22 protein-coding genes and 1 pseudogene are annotated in these 21,411 nt (G+C 36.6%); 21 read left to right on the forward strand and 2 right to left on the reverse strand.

What is annotated here, in order from left to right; genetic code table 11:
* The first annotated feature begins 33 nt into the window (after positions 1-33).
* The 17 genes and pseudogenes from EG339_RS01590 (at position 34) to EG339_RS01670 (ending at position 9,629) form a co-directional block, all read left to right on the forward strand.
* Complete coding sequence (locus tag EG339_RS01590; protein WP_123868563.1) at positions 34-492, forward strand: hypothetical protein; 459 nt, start codon at positions 34-36, stop codon at positions 490-492.
* 1 nt (position 493) lies between these two features.
* Positions 494-796, forward strand: a complete 303-nt coding sequence (locus tag EG339_RS01595) for a DUF3817 domain-containing protein (RefSeq protein WP_123868564.1) — start codon at positions 494-496, stop codon at positions 794-796.
* Entirely contained in the window at positions 793-1,164 is a 372-nt protein-coding gene (locus tag EG339_RS01600) for a rhodanese-like domain-containing protein (protein WP_123868565.1), read from the forward strand. Before EG339_RS01595 ends, EG339_RS01600 begins: the two co-directional genes overlap by 4 nt.
* A complete protein-coding gene (locus EG339_RS01605; protein ID WP_123868566.1) occupies positions 1,161-1,367 on the forward strand; it encodes a hypothetical protein in 207 nt (68 codons plus the stop codon). The genes EG339_RS01600 and EG339_RS01605 overlap by 4 nt, the downstream gene beginning before the upstream one ends.
* 146 nt (positions 1,368-1,513) lie before the next feature.
* Positions 1,514-1,930, forward strand: coding sequence for an OsmC family peroxiredoxin (locus EG339_RS01610; protein WP_123868567.1), 417 nt, complete (start codon positions 1,514-1,516; stop codon positions 1,928-1,930).
* A gap of 70 nt (positions 1,931-2,000) precedes the next feature.
* Entirely contained in the window at positions 2,001-2,708 is a 708-nt protein-coding gene (locus tag EG339_RS01615; protein ID WP_123868568.1) for a DsbA family oxidoreductase, read from the forward strand.
* A 45-nt stretch (positions 2,709-2,753) separates the two neighbouring features.
* Entirely contained in the window at positions 2,754-3,329 is a 576-nt protein-coding gene (locus EG339_RS01620) for a class I SAM-dependent methyltransferase (protein ID WP_123868569.1), read from the forward strand.
* A gap of 143 nt (positions 3,330-3,472) precedes the next feature.
* Complete coding sequence (locus EG339_RS01625; protein WP_228459685.1) at positions 3,473-3,676, forward strand: hypothetical protein; 204 nt, start codon at positions 3,473-3,475, stop codon at positions 3,674-3,676.
* Positions 3,660-3,881, forward strand: a complete 222-nt coding sequence (locus EG339_RS01630; protein ID WP_123868571.1) for a DUF6132 family protein — start codon at positions 3,660-3,662, stop codon at positions 3,879-3,881. Before EG339_RS01625 ends, EG339_RS01630 begins: the two co-directional genes overlap by 17 nt.
* A pseudogene (gene trxA, locus EG339_RS01635) lies at positions 3,859-4,152 on the forward strand (thioredoxin). The gene EG339_RS01630 and the pseudogene trxA overlap by 23 nt, the downstream one beginning before the upstream one ends.
* Before the next feature lie 184 nt (positions 4,153-4,336).
* Positions 4,337-4,693, forward strand: coding sequence for a hypothetical protein (locus EG339_RS01640; RefSeq protein WP_123868572.1), 357 nt, complete (start codon positions 4,337-4,339; stop codon positions 4,691-4,693).
* A gap of 83 nt (positions 4,694-4,776) precedes the next feature.
* Complete coding sequence (locus EG339_RS01645) at positions 4,777-5,796, forward strand: TQO small subunit DoxD (RefSeq protein WP_123868573.1); 1,020 nt, start codon at positions 4,777-4,779, stop codon at positions 5,794-5,796.
* Between the two features lie 24 nt (positions 5,797-5,820).
* Complete coding sequence (locus EG339_RS01650) at positions 5,821-6,423, forward strand: TlpA family protein disulfide reductase (RefSeq protein ID WP_123868574.1); 603 nt, start codon at positions 5,821-5,823, stop codon at positions 6,421-6,423.
* 104 nt (positions 6,424-6,527) lie between these two features.
* Positions 6,528-6,971: a hypothetical protein gene (locus tag EG339_RS01655; RefSeq protein WP_123868575.1), complete on the forward strand. Its 444-nt coding sequence runs from the start codon at positions 6,528-6,530 to the stop codon at positions 6,969-6,971.
* A 62-nt stretch (positions 6,972-7,033) separates the two neighbouring features.
* The gene (locus EG339_RS01660) at positions 7,034-7,906 is read left to right on the forward strand and encodes an AraC family transcriptional regulator (protein WP_123868576.1); all 873 of its coding nucleotides are present in this window, start codon (positions 7,034-7,036) and stop codon (positions 7,904-7,906) included.
* A gap of 66 nt (positions 7,907-7,972) precedes the next feature.
* On the forward strand, positions 7,973-8,524 hold the full coding sequence (locus EG339_RS01665) for a cysteine hydrolase family protein (RefSeq protein WP_123868577.1): 552 nt from the start codon (positions 7,973-7,975) through the stop codon (positions 8,522-8,524).
* Between the two features lie 286 nt (positions 8,525-8,810).
* On the forward strand, positions 8,811-9,629 hold the full coding sequence (locus EG339_RS01670; protein ID WP_123868578.1) for an RteC domain-containing protein: 819 nt from the start codon (positions 8,811-8,813) through the stop codon (positions 9,627-9,629).
* 9 nt (positions 9,630-9,638) lie between these two features.
* On the opposite strand, the gene EG339_RS01675 is transcribed toward EG339_RS01670, so the two are convergent.
* A complete protein-coding gene (locus EG339_RS01675) occupies positions 9,639-15,071 on the reverse strand; it encodes an N-6 DNA methylase (RefSeq protein ID WP_123868579.1) in 5,433 nt (1,810 codons plus the stop codon).
* On the reverse strand, positions 15,058-15,495 hold the full coding sequence (locus tag EG339_RS01680) for a DUF1896 domain-containing protein (protein ID WP_123868580.1): 438 nt from the start codon (positions 15,493-15,495) through the stop codon (positions 15,058-15,060). Before EG339_RS01680 ends, EG339_RS01675 begins: the two co-directional genes overlap by 14 nt.
* 216 nt (positions 15,496-15,711) lie before the next feature.
* Here EG339_RS01680 and EG339_RS01685 point away from each other — a divergent pair, with 216 nt between their 5' ends.
* Genes EG339_RS01685 through EG339_RS01700 form a run of 4 tightly spaced genes read left to right on the forward strand, consistent with a single transcriptional unit; the run spans position 15,712 to position 21,411 of the window.
* Positions 15,712-15,900, forward strand: a complete 189-nt coding sequence (locus EG339_RS01685) for a helix-turn-helix transcriptional regulator (RefSeq protein WP_123868581.1) — start codon at positions 15,712-15,714, stop codon at positions 15,898-15,900.
* Positions 15,897-18,899 carry a type I restriction endonuclease subunit R gene (locus EG339_RS01690; protein WP_123868582.1) on the forward strand — a complete coding sequence of 1,001 codons (3,003 nt, stop codon included), beginning with the start codon at positions 15,897-15,899 and terminating at the stop codon, positions 18,897-18,899. The genes EG339_RS01685 and EG339_RS01690 overlap by 4 nt, the downstream gene beginning before the upstream one ends.
* Positions 18,892-20,178: a restriction endonuclease subunit S gene (locus EG339_RS01695; protein ID WP_123868583.1), complete on the forward strand. Its 1,287-nt coding sequence runs from the start codon at positions 18,892-18,894 to the stop codon at positions 20,176-20,178. Before EG339_RS01690 ends, EG339_RS01695 begins: the two co-directional genes overlap by 8 nt.
* A 3-nt stretch (positions 20,179-20,181) precedes the next feature.
* Positions 20,182-21,411 (forward strand): AAA family ATPase, encoded by a 1,230-nt coding sequence (locus EG339_RS01700; RefSeq protein WP_123868584.1) that lies wholly within the window; start codon positions 20,182-20,184, stop codon positions 21,409-21,411.

Genomic DNA, 21,411 nt, shown 5'->3' on the forward strand with positions numbered 1-21,411 from the left:
TTAATATCTTTGCATCGTTAAATAAAATTTACGATGTTTCAAACACTTACCTTTTACCATTCCATCATGCGTTGGCTTGTTTTAGCAAGTATAGTTTACGCAATCTACCGGGCATATAGAGGTTATTCTTCGAACGCCCAATTTTCCAAAACAGATAATGCCGTTCGGCATTGGACAGCTACAATTGCACACATTCAACTTCTAATTGGGATTATATTGTACACCCAAAGTCCGATAATCAAATACTTTTGGCAAAATTTCAATGAAGCCATCCCAAATTTAGACCTTGCTTTTTTTGGCTTACTTCACCTGATTTTAATGCTAACCGCAATTATTTTAATTACCATTGGTTCTGCATTGTCAAAAAGAAAAACAACCGACAAAGAAAAATTCAAAACAATGTTGGTTTGGTTTTCGGTTTCCCTCATCATCATTTTCATCGCCATTCCCTGGCCATTTTCACCATTAGCAAACAGACCTTATTTTAGATAGTATGATACATTTATTCAAAACGAAAATCGGAAGATTACGCATTATTGGTTTTCTTGAAGGAGTTTCCTTACTGGTACTCATTTTTATTGCATCGCCGATGAAACATTATTTTGACAATCCAGGTTTTTCAAAGATTCTTGGACCAATTCACGGAGCTATATTCTTACTATTCCTCTTCAATACTTTAAGTGTAGCTGTAGAGCAGAATTGGAAATTTAAAACCACGACCTGGAAAATTATTTTGGCTTGTTTTATTCCATTCGGAACGTTTTACATTGACCATAAAATTTTAAGCAAACTATGAAAACGATATACATTATTTTGGGTGCAATTCTTTTAATCTATATTTCTTACCGCACCTATCGCTTTGCAAAACTTGACAACGGACTTTCCGAAAAGATAGAAAATGGAGCAATAATTTTAGATGTTCGAACCGAATACGAGTATAAAACAGGTCATATTGATGGTTCGATAAATATCCCACTAGGAACAATTCGGGAAAGATACATTGAACTTGACACCAATAAAACCTACATCACTACTTGTTCTCATGGTTTGAGAAGTGTAAAAGTGGAGACGCTTTTAAAGGAAAAAGGATATAAAAATGTTTTTAATGGTGGAGCTTGGTCTGATCTTGAAAAAATTGTAATCGAACAAAAAGGTGACAAATGATTTCGGTATTTAAAACGAATGTGACAAATGAGAAAGAAATAGAAACACTTAAACCACTTCTTGACACACATCTCGAAATTACAAAATGGAATTTTGACCTTGAAGACTGCGACAATATTTTGCGCATAGATAGCTTCAGCGAAATTGCTCAACCGACAATTAAAATATTGAAAGACAATGGCTTTGACTGCCAAGAGCTTTAAGGTTCACTTATAAGAACCAAAACCGATAATAACAAACCAAAATAAGCATTGGGCAAAATGTCCTATACAATGAGTTCTATATCCATTGTGTGAAATTTCAAGAGCCGGTAACTTTGTACTATAAAAATTTTAGTAGAGTTAAGTTTATGGAAACAAGAATTAAAGCCGTTTGGCAAGGAAGTTTTAAAGAAGGAAAAGGACAGTTTAATGTGACTGATTCCGCAATAAATAATACAACTTTCAAACCTTCATTTGCTAAAGGCAATGAAAGTTTTACAAATCCGGAACAATTACTGGCTTCCGCTCACGCTGCCTGTTATACAATGACATTGAGTTACATTCTGTCAGAAAACGGATTTTCTGCTGATAATCAAATTGAAACAACCGTTTCATTAGCGCTGAACAACAATGTAATTACAAAATCAATTTTGACTTTACAAGCTAAGATCGCTGATATAACAGAGGAACAGTTCCAAAATTTTGCATTGAAAGCCAAAGAAATATGTCCTGTGGGTAATGCCCTTAATGTTGAAATTAGTTTAGAAGCTACTTTGGTATCATAAAAACAGTTATAACCAAAAGTTTAACTTGTTATAGAGCTAACCTATTTGAAATAATTAAAAAATCCCTTAAATGAAAATAGAAATCTGGAGTGATGTAATTTGTCCGTTTTGTTACATCGGAAAAAGAAATTTTGAAACGGCTTTAGGACAATTTGCAGATAAGAAGAACATTGAAGTAATCTGGAAAAGTTTTCAATTGGATCCTGCAATTCCCGAAGTTGCTACGGAAAGCTATACCGATTATTTGGTAAAACGAAAAGGAATGGCTGTAGAGCAAGTCCAGGGAATGTTGTCCAATGTAACACAAATGGCAACGCAGGTAGGACTAGATTATCATTTAGATCAATCAATAGTTGTCAATTCGCTAAAAGCCCATCAATTGATACAGTTTGCAAAGTTGAAAAATCTGGGCAGCGAAGCTGAAGAACGATTATTCAAAGCATTTTTTATTGAAGGAAAAAATATTGCTGATACAGAGACCTTAGTTCAATTGGGTAAAGATTTTGGTTTGGACGAAAGCGAAATCAAAGCCAATTTAGAGGATGAAAAATACAAGTATGAAATAGCTCAGGATATCCAGGAAGCCCAAAATATAGGAGTTACGGGCGTTCCATTTTTTGTTTTCGATAGAAAACATGCAGTTTCTGGAGCTCAACCAGCGGAAGCTTTTTTAGAAACTTTGAGCAAGTCTTTTGTCGAATGGAGAAAGTCTAATCCTGAAGCTATATTAGAAATTACAGAAGGAAATAGTTGTACGGTTGATGGTAAGTGTGATTAACTTTATAAGTCACAAATACTCTTCTTTCTAAAAATCAACAAAACAATGTTAGATATGTACCGAATGTTTGTTGTTCCAGAAGGTAAATCGGGCGAAAAGGGAGCCAAGATGATGGTAGATTTAGGTGATGCGATGGCTCGTGAAGCGATCCCATTTCTTGGTCTTGGGCAAAAAGATCGTGTTATTGAAATAGGATTTGGACCCGGAATAGGTTTAGAAACTTTGGCAAAAACGGTATCGCAAGGTACTATTGTAGGAATTGATCCTTCCGAACTAATGCATCGGCTTGCCAGTGAACGTAACAAAGATTCTATAGTTTCAGGAAAAATCACTCTTATAAAGGGAACCGTAGAAAATCTACCTTTTGATGATGATTATTTTAATGGTGCAATCGCGATGGATAATATGCATTTTTGGAATGAACCGTTGAATGGATTAATCGAGCTCAAACGTGTACTGCTGCCGGGATCAAAGTTGGTCTGTTCCTTCACACCACATTCTGGAGGAAGCAAACATGGCTGGGAAAAACTGTTCGAAAGAGCCGGATATGTGGACTTTACACTTTTGGAATCCGCATTAGGAATTCGCATGGTAGCGAAAATACCGGAGATATCTGTTTAAAAACCAGAACAGCAGTACAAAAGCATTTTAGCGCATAACGCTTTTCACCTGACCATCAAAGCTGTTACGTGTCACAACGTAAATTAAAGCAGTTAATCAAAACACATAAGAAAATGAATAGATATTTGAGAAATTGGAATTACATGCGGTTGCTACGATTAGCATTGGGCATTTTTATTATTGTGCAGGGAATCATGGAGCAGCAGTGGTTACTGGTGACTATGGGAAGTCTGTTCTCATTGATGCCTTTGATGAATATCGGTTGCTGTGGTGTATCAGGCTGCAATACCCCTATTTCAAGAAGTACTAAAAAACTAGATGAAACAACTTATGAAGAAATACGGTAAGAAACATTTGTCCACCATAATAGGTATGGCTATTGGTGCAGTCGCAGGCTATTTCTATTGGAAATTTGTCGGATGCAATACCGGCAGTTGTGCCATTACTTCCACTCCAATAAACAGTACTTTCTACGGTTCGATTATGGGCGGGCTTCTATTATCAATATTTAAAAAAGACAAAAAGCACTATGACGTTTCAAGAAATAATTAACAGCGACAAACCTGTATTGGTAGATTTCTTTGCCGAATGATGCGGCCCCTGCAAAATGATGTCGCCCATTCTGGAAGAATTAAAACAGCGTATAGGCAATAAGGCAAGCATCATTAAAATTGATGTGGACAAGAACCCGCAGGCGGCGGCAGCGTATCAGGTTCGAGGCATACCTACACTAATCATATTTAAAAACGGAGAAATCCGCTGGCGACAATCTGGCGTATTTCCTGCAAATGAACTAGAAAGATTGATTAACGAAAACAAATGAGAATATACGTGTTAGAAGTTTTAATAGAACATCAGCAATAACGTTATTAACTGCCATTGCAGGTACTTGGGCTTATGGTTTGCTTACGGGGAAGTTGCCACATTAAATATTAATCAACCTCATCAAAACCTCCTTCAAAACAAATTAATTACTTTTGTAAAGTTTAAAAAACAAAACATCTAAAATGAAAATCAGCATCAGACCATTTTTTACAAAAGTTATCGTCATTTTGATGACTTTTATGGTGGGTCTTCCTTGTGCTGTGAAAAAAGATCTTAAAGAAGTTTTAAATATCCCTGTTTCAGATTTGGGACAGGCAGAAAAGCCCAATAAATCTGTCGTTTGTTCGAGTTTTTCAAAGACAGAAAGCAACAATAATTCGGTTTCTTGTAAGAAAAAAGAGGTACAGAAATTTAGTTATAAATCTGGAAGTATTCAATATTCATCTGAAGTTTCATACTTCATTTTTTCGCCTTTTGCAGATGTTGAATTTACTGCATCGATTCCCATTTATATTCTTCACGAGCAATATTTGATTTGATTTTTTGATTAAAATTTAGCCACTTCAATATCTTTTTATTGAAGCTTTATGCATTTTATTTTATCAAATTTTAATTCAAATCAATGAACAATCAAACATATTCGTATGCCGGAATGTTTACCACGGCATTGCGCTGGGTGGCCGGCTGGACCTACTTTTCCGCGTTTTGGAGAAGATTAATTTTAGAGAACAAACTCAATCCTGATGAGGCAGGATATATCGGTGAAAAGTTCAATCACTTTTTACCCAATGCTTTGGGCATAAAACCCATTATCGAACACCTTGTTTCCAACCCTGAAAGTCTTTGGTGGGCAATGATTTCCTTCACAATTATAGAGGGAATTGTAGGACTTTTATTTATACTCGGCGTTTTTACCAGATTGATGAGCATTGGCGTTTTCAGTTTGGCACTAGGAATTTTATTGGGTTCCGGCTGGCTCGGAACGACCTGTTTAGACGAGTGGCAAATTGGCGTTTTGGGTGTTGCTTCTGGGTTTACCATTTTCCTTTCAGGTGGCGGAAAATATTCTTTTGACGAATATTTTATTCGAAAAAACAAATCATTTGCGAGCACAAAATGGTTTCAATTTCTAGGTTCTGGAATGTTGCCATTAACAGAAAAAGTACTGAACAAAACGGTCTTGGTGGGTGCGATTTTTATTTTTGGTTTGACATTATTTACCAATCAATATTTTCACGGTGGCGTTTATGGAACTTTGCACAACCTCTCCGTTCGTCCTCACGTAAGTATTAGCAATGCAAAAATTCAGAATGATACGTTGTCTTTTATCGTTTTCAGAGATGAGGGTGCCGATGTATATGGCTCGTTTTTGATAGGTATAAAATTGATGGATGAAAATGGAAATACGGTTTTTGAACAAACGCAAACGCAACTTTCACAATTGACTTCTGCGCACATTAAAAATGAGTATGTAGCAAAGGTAAAACCCGGAAAACACAGTTTGATATTGCCTTTGGGTGCAAAAGCATCATTAAATTTTAAGGAAACTATTTTTACAACTTTAGAAGGAAAATACACCTTAGAATTGTTGGATATCAGCGGTGTAAAATGGCAAGAAAAGATAACTGTTATCAAAAATTAATCAGATAATTTAAAAGCAAAAAAAATGGAAAAATTCAAAATATGGCTCAAAAAAAACTGGAGCGTCACGCTTTTATTTGCAATATTCGTTTTGTTATTGGTAAGCCCAGACGCAAAAGCGTGGTTGATGAGACAGATTATTTCAACAGGTTTACTTAATTCAAAAATTGAGGAGAAAAATGTTGAAAAACCTGCTAATGAAAATATTGCAACCATCTCTGAAAGTTTCAGCGTAAAAGATGAAAGCGGACAATCAATCAATGTTTCTGAACTGAAAGGCAAAGTGGTTTTTATTAATTTCTGGGCATCTTGGTGTCCGCCTTGCAGGGCAGAATTTCCGTCGATTCAGAAGTTTTACGAAAAATATGAGGGAAATGATGAGCTCGTTTTTATCACGATAAATTTAGATGATGAACCACAAGCCGGAAAACATTACTTTGAGAAAGAAAAATTTACTATTCCATTTTTAATTCCAAACGGAAATATTCCCAATGAATATTTCAGCGGTTCACTCCCAACAACCGTAATTTTGGACAAAACCGGAAAAATAAGAATGCATCACGCAGGAATGGCAGATTATAGCAAAGATTCTTTCTATGAGGAAATTAATCAACTTCTAAAAGACTAAGAATAGGCTCTAGGTATCCGTTATTTTTCAAGAACGCTCAAAATCAATCTTATGATTTCTCGTTTTAGAGTGTGTATTTTTTAATTAAACTAAAAATATTTATAATGAAAACAAATTTTTTATCAACATTAATTTTAATAATAGCTTTAATTTTCATTTCAAATTACAGCAATGCGCAAACCCAAACTTCTGGAAATAAAGTAGAATACAAAGGCGCTAAAAAGAAATTGGCAGTAATGATTTCAGACGTTAAGCATTTTAATACCACGGTAGAAACCGTAGAATTACTAGAGCTAAAAGAAAACGGATTGACCTTTGAAATTGTGATAGTTGGTATATTGGCTAAAGAAATCGTAGAAAATAATGAACTTATAGAATTGATTGACAGAGCAGAAAAGTCAGGTGCACAATTGGTAATTTGCGAGTATGCTTTAGATATTCTAAAAGTTGACAAATCAAAACTTGACAAACGAATTATGATCACTCCAAATGCCTTGATATATATGTTTGAACTGAATGATAAAGGATACAATACGCTGGTTTATTAATAGGAAATAGTAAAATAAAATTGCATGATTTCGGTTTATATTTGATAATAAAAAGAGAATAGTTGGAAACAATAAAATTTAACAAGACAGAATGCGGGGTAGATTTTCTGCTCAATGTACTTCCTTCTGATGAAATTGGAGAGACATACCTTAATCATAAATTGTTTAATACAGATTATTTTGAAATCATTTTTTTCAAGAAAGGTAGTGGTCAACTTACGCTCAACTATCAAAAAATAAATGTTGAGGATAACAGTATTATTTTTATTTCCCCTTTTCAAAAACGCCAATGGAAACTTGATGCGGAAGATTTTGATTTTACGGTTTTGGCTTTTAAAGAGGATTTTCTGAATGAATTTTTCTCCGACAAACTGTTTACTTACCGATTGTCTTATTTCTATCAGTTAGAATTTCCTTTAAATATGCAGGTTGAGAAAGAAAACATCGATATGTATTGTGTTTTGTTATCAGAAATTAAAGCAGAATTACGTAAAACCAGAATAGACAGTGTGCATATCATCCGTTCCCTAATCTATTACCTTTTACAAAAATTGAACAGAGTGTATGCGGAAAAGCATCAATTATCATTAAAAAATCAAGATACCAATTATGCCTTCCAGTTTAAAAAACTGATTGAAACAAATATCGAAAACAAACAACGGATCAGCGATTATACAGACTTAATGGGCATCAGTCGTATTACGCTCAACAAATGTGTAAAAGACCAATTTAATGTAACTGCAACTCATTTGTTGAAGCAAAGATTGCTGGTGGAAATCAAAGATTACCTCATCCATTCTGAAATGACCGTTTCACAAATTGCCTATAAACTCAACATTTCTGAGCCCAATCATTTGATGCGTTTTTTTAAAAGTCAAACAGGAATGACGACCACCGAATTTCTAGCCGATTATCAAAATGGTAGCATTGCTTAATAAATTGGTAGACTAGCTCATCGTGATGTGTGCTAATTTTGCTAAACAATAAATAATATTAAAGTTATGAGCAAACAAGCATTGATTATCATCGACATTCAGAATGATTATTTTGAAAATGGCGCACTTGAATTAGTAAACCCAATAGAAGCAAGTTTAAACGCGGGTAAGGTATTGGAACATTTTAGAAAAAATAATTTACCCATTGCACATATTCAGCACATATCGGCTAATCCAGCGGAATCACCAGTTTTTGTAGAAGGAAAATCTGGTGCAGAAATCCACGAAAATGTAAAACCACTTCCCGGAGAAAATGTTTTTCAAAAATTTTATCCAAACAGCTTCAGAGAAACAGGGCTTTTAGACTATTTAAAGGAAAATGACGTAACCGAAGTCGTTATTACAGGGATGATGACACACATGTGCATAGACGCCACCACAAGAGCGGCATGTGATTTTGGATACAAATGTACCGTTGTTGGCGATGCTTGTGCATCAAGAGATTTAGAAATCAACGGTAAAACTGTAAAAGCTGATGACGTGCACCATGCATTTTTAGCGGCATTAGAATTTTTCTATGCGGAGATAAAAAGTACCGAAGATTATCTTTCCGCATAAATAATTATTTACATTATTAATCTCTAAGAGGTATCTCTTACAAATAGAGATAGAGTGACAGGATGGTTTAAAAAACATCAAAACGAAAGTGAGGCAGAAGATTTTTGCCTCGCTTTTTCTTACTGTAACCATAGCAAGCAGAACTTATGCTTATTGTTTTAAACTTTATATCACTAAAATTTAGGAGTGTTTCGCTTATAACAAAAGCTATGACCACAAGCTGCTAAGCATACTGAATTATGCTTTTCTATTAGTATTTCAAGCAGCAAGATTTAAAACTAGTTGAATGGAAAAAATGTATAATAAAACATTAAATAGACTTGAAAAAGTAATTAATGAATTGGAAATTGAAGCAGATGGCTCATTAGATAGAATAGAAGCGATAATCCAATTTGTCATCCAATGTCTGTCTGATGTAAAGGACCATGTTCTGCAAAGAGGTTTTAAAAATATTGAAGAAGAAATTAACTTTTTCAAATATCAGAAACCTGTCATTGTTGCAAGGCTTATTTACTACAATGCAATCTATAAAATAGAAATGAAAAAGCCTAATGGAGCAAAGGCAATCAGGAAGTATCTCAACGAAGAACTGAGAAAGCTCAAAAGATATTTTGATAACAATCTTGAATTTTATAAATACTACCGAACAAACAATTCATTTATTGACGAAAAGCTATTTGTTCGCGGGAAATACAATATAAAATTAAGTTTAGATACGGTGTATTTTGAAACCGATCATAGATTTTCTACTTCTCACGATTTTAAAGCAGCAAAGATTATTGCCAACGACCTGATACAAGTCTATATTGAGGGTCAACTGAATAACAACAATAAGAAGAAATCATCTGGTAAATCTTCATTAAATTGGACAGAAAGCAAAACTGCCTTAACAGAAGTGATTTACGCACTGCATTCGCAAGGTGCATTTGGCAATGCAGATATTATAACCATCGCCAAAACATTTGAAAGTACATTCAATATTAGTTTAGGCGATTTTTATCATACATTTATGGAACTGAAAACCCGAAAAATAAATCGTACCAAATTCCTTGACAGCCTAAAAGAAAGTCTGCTAAAAAAAATGGATGAAGAGGACGAACTGTAATAAGCATGTTTATAATACCCCTCGAGGTAAATGAATACCTTTTGTCCGTATAATACTCTCCGAATTGTTTGGCGTTTCTTTTTGCTTTTCTACCTGCTCCACAGGCTCTCCTTTAGTTTCCGGCGTAATGGATAATTGTATCTTTCGCTCAACGGCTGCCAGTTCCGTTTTCAGCTCGCTCAAACGGGTTTCCTTCGACCACGTACCATTTATAACTTCCTGAAGAACTGGCAAATCTTTTTGTATTTCTACAATTTTCTTTTGCTCCTGCTCGATGTAGCTAGGCAATTTTTCCAGGGCATTAAGGAAATTCATAGCAGCCAATTTTTCGTCTTTAGCAATGATACCGTTGTTGTAGGTATATTTTATGTTTCCTTCTCCCTGAACCAAGAAGCGGTTTACCCTAATATCCAAGCCGTCTTTTTGTGACATTTCCGTTTTTACCAAAAGTTGGAAACCATAAAGGCTTCCGATTTCTTCATAATCCCCACCTGTACGAGATTTGTCGGCAAGCTGATTGAGCTTTGAGCCAATTTGTTTGATGTCCGCATTGGATGATAGGCCGTCTAATTGCACAGGATTTAAGGTTGTACCGTCCGAATGGTTATGGATACGACCTTGCAGATTATTCCAATCAAGGCTCATACGGTCAAAGCGGGATTGGGCTTTATCAAGTTCAGCCGTATAGTCTTCCAATTTGTATTTCGCACTATACTTTGAACGGTTAAACGCCTGTTTTTCACTTTCCAATCCGGCAATCTGTTTTTCTAATTTGGCTTTATCCAACAGGTCGGTATTTCCCGAAAGGATAGCTACATATTCTGAAAAATTCATTCCCGCCTTTTCGTCCATACTGCCTTCGTCAATGGTTCGTTTGCCCAGATTGTTGTTTTTTAACTGGTCTATAAATAGCTGTTTATTGTACAGCAGGTTAAACTTGTAGCTATCTAATGATTTTTCTACGGCATAGATAATCACATCTACTTTGTTCTCTGCAAAGAACTTGGCAATTTCATTGCCTTTACGAACAGCTCTTCCATCACGTTGAGCAAGGTCGCTTGGTCGCCATGGCGTATCCAAATGATGAACAGCAACGGCTCTTTTCTGTGCATTTACACCCGTCCCAAGCATACTCGTAGAACCAAAAAGCACACGAATTTTACCTTCGTTCATTCCTTTGATAAGTTCCTTACGTTGCTTGTCATTTTTGGCTTCCTGTATAAAACGGACTTCGTGCGCAGGTAAACTGTGGTCTTCTACAAGTTTGCGTTTAATTTCGGAATAAACATTCCATTCATTGGGCTTATAAGTTCCCAAATCAGAAAAAACGAACTGCGTTCCTTTCTGTGCATTGTATTGGTTGTAATATTTAGCAATAGTCGCAGCACAATGCGAAGCTTTGCTATCGGGATGATCTTCATAGCCGCCGTTTACCATTCGCATATCCAAAGACATCTTACGGGCGTAGTCCGTAGCGATGAGCATTTTTGCCTTTTCTTCGCTTTGCGACAACGGTGGTCTTCCGAGCAATTCGGCATTTCCCGTTTTTGCAAAATCCATCAATTTTTGAATAAATGCAGACTGGTCTGGAGTGGGCGGAATATTATACAATATCTCATTCTTATTCGGGCGGTCAATGCCTACATCCTTTGCTGTTCGGTAATCTGTGATTTCGGAGTAGAATTGCGCAAGCTCCGGTACTTTGATAAAGTATCGGAAACGCTCTTTGGCTACAATATTGTTGGCTACCGAAAATTCATAATCGGTCGTTTTCCTTGCATAGATAGCTGCCCACGCATCAAAAGAGTGAATGCCCTGTTTTTCCATTGCTCTTGGTCGCAGGTACTTAAAAAGTAGGTACAGTTCCGTTAGTGAGTTGCTGATAGTAGTCCCTGAAAGAAAGGTCGCTCCCATATCCGCATTGATGCGTTCCTGAATGGTACGAATGGCAAAGAGCAGGTTCATTGCTTTTAGGCTTCCGTCCACGTTGCCCAATCCTGCAACCCTTGAATGTCTTGTATTAAACATCAGGTTTTTAAATTGATGGCTTTCATCTACAAACAAATGGTCAATGCCCATCATCTTAAAATCAACCACATCATCTTTGCGGTTATCAATATCGTGTTGCAGGGTTTTTAGTTTTACTTCGAGGTTTTCTTTTCGTTTGATTACTCCGGCAAGCATTCCCCTGGTCACTTCTTTGCCTTGCGATTGCAACGCATCGAGGTTTCGTTCTACGCTATCTAACTCGATTTGGAGAATTTCCTTTTGCATTTCGGGAGATTGCGGTATCATTCCGAATTGGTCGTGCGTGAGGATGACGCAATCCCAGTCGTTGTTTTTAATATCGCCAAAAATCCGCAGACGTTTTTGAGGTGTAAAATCTTCTTTGCCTGGAAACAAAATTTTAGCGTGTGGATAAGCAGCTCTGTAAGCTTCGGCGATTTCGTGAACATTGCTTTTCAGTCCGATAATCATAGGTTTGTGGGCTAATCCCAAACGTTTCATTTCTTGTGCTGCGGTACACATTACCAAGGTTTTTCCTGCACCTACTTCGTGGTCGCAGATAGCACCGTTGTTTAGCTTTATCATCCAAACCGTGTCCTTTTGACTTGAATACAGGTCTTCAATGCCCAATGCCTTACGGTCTAAGCCCGGAAAGTCCTGATGCGTTCCATCATAGTTTGGTCGGACAAAGCAGTTAAAAGTATCGTTGTACTGGTCGGTCAGCCTGCTTTTAAATTCATCGTTTTGAGCGTGGAGCCATTCGGTAAAGGCAGTACGGATTTCATCAATTTTGGTGTTCGTCATTTGTATGGCTTCCATATCCCGCACCTTGACCTCTTGGTCGCCAACCATTACTTTTTTGGTAATATCCGGCGTGGTATTAACCAATGCGTGTTTGAGCAGGGCAATCCCGTCAAACGTTCTGCTTTCGGCTTTGACGGCATATTTTTCCCAGATATGCAAATTCTTACGGTCGCATTTTACTGAAAAGTCATCGGAGCTTTCAGAGTAATGAACAAGTACGTCCGTATCAAAAAGATGTGAAGCAAAGCGGGCATAAATGCCAGTGGGTATCCACCGTTCGCCCAAATTAAAATCGAGTTCTTCAAACTCAATTCTTCTTGGTCGGGCTTCTTCCAAAACGGTAAAGCTTGTTTTGGCTTCGGTATCATTGGGATTGCTTTCAATGTAGTTCTGTACCTCTTGGGCTTTCTCTACTACGTTTCCTGCAATCCATCGTTCGGATATTTCATATTCCTTTTGCAAAGGATTGTAGTAAATACGTCCGTGTAAGGCTTCTTTCAACGCATCATCGGTCATACCGCTGATTTCGGACATATAGTCCAAATCCACGCTTCCGTATTTGTTCAGCGAAGCCGCTAACGCTTCTTCGGGATTGTCCGTTGCTATGGTTAAGGTGGAGAAACTTACCGGACGGCTGAATATATCCGCTTTGTGTACCACGCCACCAACAACACGCTCCAAATAAGGGATTTCCTTGCCGGAGCTATCCGTTTTGATGAGCTTAATATTATCAGTACTGTTGAAGTTACCATACCTCTTGACAAAGGCATCGTAAAGGCGGTTCAGGGTTTCCCGTTCTTCCTTGTATTCGGTCTGAAACTTTGCCTCTTTATTGTAAAGGTCTTGGTAAACATCACGTACAGCAATGTACGCTTCGGCTCTTGCTTTCTGTAAGATCGGTAAAGCTAAAGGGTGGAAAATTGCCGTACCCTCTGATGTATCTACATCTTGCAGATGACCGACCCAGCCGTTATCCACAACAAGGCAATCGTTACGGTGGTACGATTGCAGTTCGCCGCTATAAGGAGCAGGTTCGGGAATGGTATCGGGAACGGCTGGCTTATCAGCTTGGCCATTCCCGTTTATTTGTGAAAACAGGTCGCCGATAGCTTCCTGTTTTTTGCCATTGATAGATGTATTCCCATTGGGGGCTTTATTGATAACAGGGGGCGTGTAAGGTCGCTGCATCGCACTACTGAACAGGTCAGGTTGGCGACCTATTGCACCTCTTCTTTTGTTGGTGCTTTGCCTTTTAACTTGTGTCGTTCTTTTGAACGGAGCTGCAACCATTACAGGTTCGTTCGCATTCTCAAACAGGTCGAAAATGCTTAGTTGCTTTAATTCGTGCGGACTTTCCCGATTGATTATCGGAACAGATAAAGATTGTATTTCCGGTTGAATGGTTACAGGTTCGATAACCAGAGGTGTAACCGTTGGTGTTGGTGTAACAGGAATTTGTAATGCAGGCTCATCGTTTAGTTCGCCTTTGTATAAATTCAAATTCAGATGCTTACCAAAATCATCCGTAAGCATTTGTTTGAGGTCTTGGGCAATTCCCTCAACGCCACTTTTATGAGTATAGATGAGTGCAGGTTGTCCGTAAGGGTCGGTATCTAATTTACGGTCGGTATGCACAATTCTTTTGCTGTCCTGAAAGAGCGAATTGCCCGGAGTATTGTATTCTGTTTGCCTGCTTTGGCAAAACAGATCTTCCCTTTCGGTCAGACTTTGTTTTGCCGTATTCTTTTGCAGGATAATCAAATCACTGCCAACTTCCGTACCTGCATATTCAGTAAACAGGTTGTTGGGTAAGCGAACAACCGAAATCAAATTATTATCCTGCATCAACGCCCTGCGTATGGGTTCGTTCTTTGGGCTATTGAGAATACCCTGCGAAGTAATGTAAGCCAACAAACCGCCCTCACGGAGCATATTAACACCTTTCAGGAAAAAGTAATTGTGTATGCTTCGGGCAGCCTGCACTTTTGCACTTTCCTTGCTTCGGGAATAGGATAAATCAAAGACGGAAGTATCGCCGAACGGTATATTACTGGCGATTACATCATAGCTGTTTTGTTCCTTTTCGGGTATTTCTTCAAAACCACTTATACGAATATTGCTATCGGGATAAAGCTGTTTTAAAATCTTACCTGTCAGCAAATCCTTTTCATAGGCGGTAACACTGGCTTTTTTATTTTCTGAAAAGGATTGTATGAAAGACCCGATACCTGCGGAGGGTTCGAGGAACTTATCAATTTGCAAACCGCTATCACGCAAGGCTGATGAAATGGCATCTATGACCTTTGGAGGCGTATAAAAAGCCGTCAGTACGGAACTTTTCATACTATCCACATACCTGCGGTATTGCTTGTCGTCTTCGGAATTTTCTTTGAGTAGTTGGTGGAGTTCCTGCGTAATCGGAAAGAGGTCGTGTTCCGTTTTTCTCCAATTATTGATGTCTATTTCGTTTTCAATGGGGTTCAGAACGAATTTAAGACCACCAAATCCGCTGTATTGCATCATTAGCAGTCTTTCGCCTACGGTGGCTTGACGTTTCTCCTTTTCCAGTTTAAAAACAATTCGCAGGGCATCAATATTCTGTTGGAGGTGGAAACGCTTACTGAAGCCCATTTTCCTCAATCCATATTGCGATGGTTCCGGTCAGTTCGGTATAGAGCAGGTCAAACTCTGTATCACTGTCGAAATCATCGGTTAATTCATATCCTGCAAATACAGGTTCGCAAACAGGGAACATTTTCAGGGCGAACGGGCGTAGTTCCTCATCTGCCATAATGGTATCAAACTCATTGCACACCACTTTGAAAACCGTGTCGAATTTGGAGAAGTGTAAGTCCTCAAACAGTATGTAGTTGGCTATTTCGTTGCATTGCTCAATAGCGTTTCCCGAACGGAACGCACCCTCATAAGCATTGGCAGCCCACGAAGACCGTTGGTCTATAAATTTTTGGTCGTGTGCCTTTTCGGGGAAGCTGCTGTTTAATAATTCTTGCAGTCGTAATCTGAAATACGATAGGTCTTTTTGCTGTACATCCATACTATATTTTGTTTAGAATTTTACTTGAAGTCTAAAATTATAGCGGGTAGCCTCCTTATTCAGAGAAGTGGAAGTGTTTGGCTTTTAAAGGCTGTAATTGGCGTAATACAGTATTACTTCTGAAAAATTACAGATACCCTATAATATAGTGTGTATTTTCACCTTCTAGTATTGTATATTCACTATATTTGACACTGTAATTTAATTAGGCATTAAATGAACCGAATTAAAGAAGTATTAAAAGAGAAGGGAATTTCACAGGCTTGGCTTGCAAAGAAATTAGATAAAAGCTACAATACCATAAACGAGTACGCCCGAAATGTGAGGCAGCCAAGTCTGGAAGACCTGTATAAAATTGCAAATATTCTTGGAGTTAGTGCCAAAGATTTATTAATAGAACAATGAGCAAAGAAAACCAAATTGAACTTAGCTTAATTGAGCAGCTCAAAGGGCTCAAATATATCTATCGACCTGAAATTGTTGATAGAAAATCGTTGGAATCAAATTTTCGTCAGAAATTCGAGACATTAAATCGTGTAAGATTGACTGATAATGAATTTTTGCGTTTACGTGAAGAAATAATAAGTCCAGATGTTTTTGAGGCTTCCAAACTTTTACGTGAAAGGCAGTACTTTCAACGAGAAGATGGAACTCCATTACATTATACTTTGGTAAATAACAAGCAATGGTGTAAGAATAATTTTGAAGTCATCAATCAATTACGAGTTAATACCGAAAACAGCCATCAGCGATATGACATTATTCTGCTTATAAATGGTTTGCCTGTGGTGCAGATTGAGCTTAAAAAGGGAGACATCTCTCATAGGAAAGCTATGCAGCAAATTGTCGATTACAAAAACGAACCTGGTAATGGATATAGTAATTCGTTACTCTGTTATTTGCAATTATTTATTGTTAGTAATGGAGGTAGGACACTTTATTTTGCAAATAACAAAAATCAACATTTTGCCTTTAATGCCGACGAACAATTTCTACCTGTATATGAATTAGCGGACATCAACAATAAGAAGATTAATAATTTACACGAGTTCACTGAAAAATTTTTGACAAAATGTACACTAGGTGAAATGATTAGTAAATACATGGTCTTAGTAGAAAGCGAGCAAAAATTATTAGTGATGCGACCTTACCAAATTTACGCGGTAAAAGCAATAGTTGATTGCATAAAAGACAACAGAGGAAATGGTTATATATGGCACACAACTGGTAGTGGTAAAACTTTAACTTCCTTTAAAGCATCCACTTTATTAAAAAGCAATCCAGATGTTGAAAAATGCTTGTTTGTGGTCGACCGTAAAGACCTTGACCGGCAAACTCGCGAGGAATTTAATAAATTTCAGGAAGGAAGTGTTGAAGAAAATACAAATACTGAAACATTGGTTAAGCGGCTACTTTCTTCAGACTATGCAGATAAAGTAATTGTCACTACCATACAGAAATTAGGATTGGCTCTTGACGGAACTAATAAAAAAAATTACAAAGAACGCTTAGAACCATTACGAAGTAAACGCATCGTTTTTATTTTTGATGAGTGTCATCGTTCCCAATTTGGGGATAACCATAAAGCAATAAAGGAATTTTTTCCGAATGCTCAATTATTCGGCTTTACTGGTACACCAATTTTTGATGGTAATGCAACTTACAATATTCGGGAAGGTGAATATGGCTCTTACAAAACCACAAAAGATATTTTCCAACAGGAATTGCATGCCTATACTATTACTCACGCTATAGAAGACAAAAACGTACTCCGTTTTCATATTGATTATTTCAAAGGACAAGGCAGTCAAAATGCGAAGCCAGGAGAAGCCATAGCACAGCAAGCAGTGGTAGAAGCTATTCTGGAAAAACATGATGCCGCGACTAACAACAGAAAATTTAATGCTGTATTGGCTACGTCTTCCATTAATAGTGCTATTGAATATCATCGACTATTTAAAGAAAACCAGGAAAAGAAATATGCAAACGATCCTAATTATTCATCTTTAAACATAGCTTGTGTGTTTTCTCCTCCGGCACAACTGATTGCCAAAGAAGGTGACCAACAAAGTCAAAAAAATGCAGCGGATATCAAACAGCTTCAGGATGACTTAACTCAGGAAAAAGAAGATAATAAACACAATCCGGAGGAAAAGAAAAAAGCGTTGACAGATATTATTTCCGATTATAATAAGCAGTTTGGAACAAACCATACCATCAACGAATTTGATGTATATTATCAAGATATACAAAGGCGAATCAAAGATCAGAAATACAGCAGTAAAGAATACGCCCACAAAAATAAGATTGACATTACCATCGTGGTGGATATGTTGCTTACCGGATTTGATTCGAAATATCTGAATACACTGTATGTAGATAAAAACCTCAAATATCACGGTCTTATTCAAGCTTTTTCAAGAACGAATCGAGTTTTGAATGATACCAAACCGTATGGCAATATTCTTGATTTTCGCTCACAACAGGATGAAGTAAATCAAGCAATTGCTTTATTTTCTGGTGAGAAAGTAAATAATCCAAGAGAAATATGGCTGGTAGATCCCGCTCCGGTTGTAATGGATAAGTTTAAAGGGGCAATAGAGAAATTAAACAAGTTCATGGAAGACAATAGTCTTTCAATGAAACCTGATGATGTTTACAATTTAAAAGGCGATGCAGCAAAAATAGCATTTATCGAAAACTTTAAAGAAGTCCAACGTTTCAAATTACAGTTAGATCAATTTACGGATTTGAATGACGAGCAAAGAGTAGAAATTGAATCTCTTTTACCGAAAGAAACTTTTCAGGATTTCCGTAGCTCTTATATAGAAACTGCTAAGAAATTTCAAAAAAGACAGGAAAAAGAGGGAGATAACGCACCGGCAGAAATTCAACAGTTGGATTTTGAGTTCGTTCTGTTTGCTTCTGCTGTGATTGATTATGACTATATCATGAATTTGATTGCTGATAGCACACAGAAGAAGTCCTCAAAGCAGAAAATGACAAAGGCACAGGTCATTAGTCTGTTAAGTGCTAACTCTAACCTAATGGAAGAGCAAATCGATTTGACAGAATTTATTGGTGCTCTGGATTGGACTACTGGTCATACTGCCGAAGAGCTTAAGAAAATGTATGATCTGTTTAAGGATGAAAAATACAATCAAGAACTAGCAACTATAGCAGCGAAATATGGACTTCAAACCGCAGACTTGAAAGTGTTTGTGGATAAGATTGTTTCTCGAATGATTTTCGATGGTGAAAAACTAACGGATTTATTAGAACCATTACAGTTGAATTGGAAAGAACGTAGAGTGAGAGAATTGGCATTAATGGAAGATTTATTACCACAACTAAAGAAATTAGCCCAAGGGCGTGAAATAGCAGGATTAGCAGCTTATGAATAACAAAAATACTTTGATACCAGAATTGCGTTTTCCTGAATTTATTGATGATGGAGATTGGGAAAAACTTGTCGTAAGTCAAGTTGCAAGTTATGAAAATGGAAAAGCACACGAACAAAATATAATAGAAGACGGAGCTTATATTGTTGTAAACTCAAAATTTATTTCTTCGGACGGAAAAGTCAGAAAATACACAGACAATGCTGATTGTTTGGCCAATAAAGATGATGTTTTAATGGTGCTTAGCGATGTGCCAAATGGAAAAGCAATAGCGAAATGTTTTTATGTTGAAGAAAACAATAAGTTTACTGTTAATCAGAGGATATGTAAGATAACTGCAACAAAAGTAAATAGTAAAATTTTATATTATGTACTAAATAGGAATTCTTACTTGCTTTCTTTCGATGATGGAGTTAAACAGACTAATCTTCGAAATGAAGATGTTCTAAATTGTCCAGTCTTGCTTCCAAAAAATCCAAAAGAACAGGCGAAAATATCTGAATTTGTTTCTTCTTTAGACGAAATTATTGAAGGTCACATTGAAAGGTTAGACTTATTAGAAGAACATAAAAAGGGATTGATGCAGAATCTATTTCCTCAAAAAGGAGAAAAAAAACCAAAGCATCGATTCCCAGAATTTGAAAATGATGGAGAATGGATTCAAACATCGTTAGGAAAAGTTTATAGGTTTTACATCACGAATTCATTTTCAAGAGACAATTTAAACTATGAAGCTGGAAATGTAAAGAATATACACTATGGAGATATTCATACGAAATTTTCCACTTTATTCGACATTACAAATGAATATGTTCCATTTATCAATGAAGATATATCAATAGATAAAATAAAAGAAGACAGTTATTGTATTGAAGGTGATATCGTTTTTGCAGACGCTTCGGAGGACTTGAATGACATCGGCAAAAGTATTGAGATTGTCAATCTTGATGGACAAAAACTAGTTTCAGGACTTCATACATTGCTAGCGAGACAAAAGAAGAGCGAGTTAGCTATTGGTTTCGGAGGTTATTTATTTAAATCAGCTTGGATAAGAAGACAAATTCAGAGAGAGTCACAAGGAGCAAAAGTATTAGGAGTTTCTGCCACAAGAATTTCAGAAATCTTGATTTCGTTTCCCAAAAATCAAAAAGAACAAAAAAAAATAGCTTCTTGCTTGTCTTCTTTAGATGAGCTAATTATTGCACAAACTAAAAAAATAGATCAATTGAGATTACATAAAAAAGGATTGATGCAAAGTCTATTTCCAAAAATGAATGATTAGATAATGAGCAATAAAAACGAATTAATCAATTTTACAACCTTAGAAGAAGTTGCTCAGCATTTCAGAAAGGATTTAACGGGGGATCATCGCCCAATGAAAGATTTGGTTCTCTTTTTTGCCCACAACGGCACTGGAAAAACCCGACTTTCTATGGATTTTAAGCAGGCAGGTAAAGTGTTTGACGCAGAAGGAAATGTGACAAGCAGAGATACTTTGTATTTTAATGCATTTACAGAAGACTTATTTTCTTGGAATAATGATTTAGAGAATGACACCAATAGGGTATTAAATCTAAATGCGGATTCAGCTTTTTTTGACGGATTGCACGAGTTAGAACTTGATGCTAAAATCGAAGCATTTTTCAATAACTACGTAGATTTAAAATTTGATATTAATTATGATACTTCGACGGTGACTTTCTCCAGAAGTATCGTTGTCGAAGGAAATGAGCAGACTGTTGAAAATATTAAGATTTCAAGAGGAGAAGAAACATTATTCATTTGGTGCTTTTTTCTTGCTATTTGTCAATTAGCCATTGATAAAGACCCTGCGTATAGCTGGGTGAAATATATTTACATTGACGACCCAATTTCCTCCCTTGATGAGAATAATGCAATTGCAGTTGCTTGTGATTTATGCAATCTGCTAACAAGCCAAGGAAACGAAATCAAAACGATAATTTCTACGCACCACAGCTTGTTTTTCAATGTATTGTATAATGAATTCGGAAGAAAGGTAAAAAATAAACGTTACTTTTTGCATTCTAAAAAACCTAGTGGATATGCTTTGCAGGACACTAATGACACTCCATTTTTCCATCACATAGCTACACTTGGTGAACTAAAAAAAATTGCCGAATCTAATAAAATATATACTTATCATTTTAATTCATTAAGAAGTGTTTTGGAAAAAACAGCTACGTTTTTTGGTTATGATAAAATAGATAAATGTATTAATGGATTAGAAGATGAAGTCCTTTTTGAAAGGGCTTTACAACTCTTTAGTCACGGAAAATACTCAATATTCGATCCTGTCGAAATGGGTGATGACAATAAAGAACTATTTAAAAAAATCTTGCAAGGTTTTTTGGATAAGTATGAATTTTATTTTCCATTAATTTTTGAAGAAGAAGTGGCAGCAATAGAAACCCCACAACCAGAAGCAGAACAAGCCGTTCCGGTAGCATTAAATGAAGTAGTTCCCACAGTGGAACCTGATCAATTAAACAGTTAA

This window comes from Chryseobacterium bernardetii (assembly GCF_003815975.1).
Classification (GTDB): domain Bacteria; phylum Bacteroidota; class Bacteroidia; order Flavobacteriales; family Weeksellaceae; genus Chryseobacterium; species Chryseobacterium bernardetii.

Coding starts and splice junctions, on each gene's coding strand:
- EG339_RS01590 (WP_123868563.1), top strand. CDS start 34: ATGTTTCAAACACTTACCTTTTACCATTCCATCATGCGTTGGCTTGTT.
- EG339_RS01595 (WP_123868564.1), top strand. CDS start 494: ATGATACATTTATTCAAAACGAAAATCGGAAGATTACGCATTATTGGT.
- EG339_RS01600 (WP_123868565.1), top strand. CDS start 793: ATGAAAACGATATACATTATTTTGGGTGCAATTCTTTTAATCTATATT.
- EG339_RS01605 (WP_123868566.1), top strand. CDS start 1,161: ATGATTTCGGTATTTAAAACGAATGTGACAAATGAGAAAGAAATAGAA.
- EG339_RS01610 (WP_123868567.1), top strand. CDS start 1,514: ATGGAAACAAGAATTAAAGCCGTTTGGCAAGGAAGTTTTAAAGAAGGA.
- EG339_RS01615 (WP_123868568.1), top strand. CDS start 2,001: ATGAAAATAGAAATCTGGAGTGATGTAATTTGTCCGTTTTGTTACATC.
- EG339_RS01620 (WP_123868569.1), top strand. CDS start 2,754: ATGTTAGATATGTACCGAATGTTTGTTGTTCCAGAAGGTAAATCGGGC.
- EG339_RS01625 (WP_228459685.1), top strand. CDS start 3,473: ATGCGGTTGCTACGATTAGCATTGGGCATTTTTATTATTGTGCAGGGA.
- EG339_RS01630 (WP_123868571.1), top strand. CDS start 3,660: ATGAAGAAATACGGTAAGAAACATTTGTCCACCATAATAGGTATGGCT.
- EG339_RS01640 (WP_123868572.1), top strand. CDS start 4,337: ATGAAAATCAGCATCAGACCATTTTTTACAAAAGTTATCGTCATTTTG.
- EG339_RS01645 (WP_123868573.1), top strand. CDS start 4,777: ATGAACAATCAAACATATTCGTATGCCGGAATGTTTACCACGGCATTG.
- EG339_RS01650 (WP_123868574.1), top strand. CDS start 5,821: ATGGAAAAATTCAAAATATGGCTCAAAAAAAACTGGAGCGTCACGCTT.
- EG339_RS01655 (WP_123868575.1), top strand. CDS start 6,528: ATGAAAACAAATTTTTTATCAACATTAATTTTAATAATAGCTTTAATT.
- EG339_RS01665 (WP_123868577.1), top strand. CDS start 7,973: ATGAGCAAACAAGCATTGATTATCATCGACATTCAGAATGATTATTTT.
- EG339_RS01670 (WP_123868578.1), top strand. CDS start 8,811: ATGGAAAAAATGTATAATAAAACATTAAATAGACTTGAAAAAGTAATT.
- EG339_RS01675 (WP_123868579.1), bottom strand. CDS start 15,071: ATGGGCTTCAGTAAGCGTTTCCACCTCCAACAGAATATTGATGCCCTG.
- EG339_RS01680 (WP_123868580.1), bottom strand. CDS start 15,495: ATGGATGTACAGCAAAAAGACCTATCGTATTTCAGATTACGACTGCAA.
- EG339_RS01685 (WP_123868581.1), top strand. CDS start 15,712: ATGAACCGAATTAAAGAAGTATTAAAAGAGAAGGGAATTTCACAGGCT.
- EG339_RS01690 (WP_123868582.1), top strand. CDS start 15,897: ATGAGCAAAGAAAACCAAATTGAACTTAGCTTAATTGAGCAGCTCAAA.
- EG339_RS01695 (WP_123868583.1), top strand. CDS start 18,892: ATGAATAACAAAAATACTTTGATACCAGAATTGCGTTTTCCTGAATTT.
- EG339_RS01700 (WP_123868584.1), top strand. CDS start 20,182: ATGAGCAATAAAAACGAATTAATCAATTTTACAACCTTAGAAGAAGTT.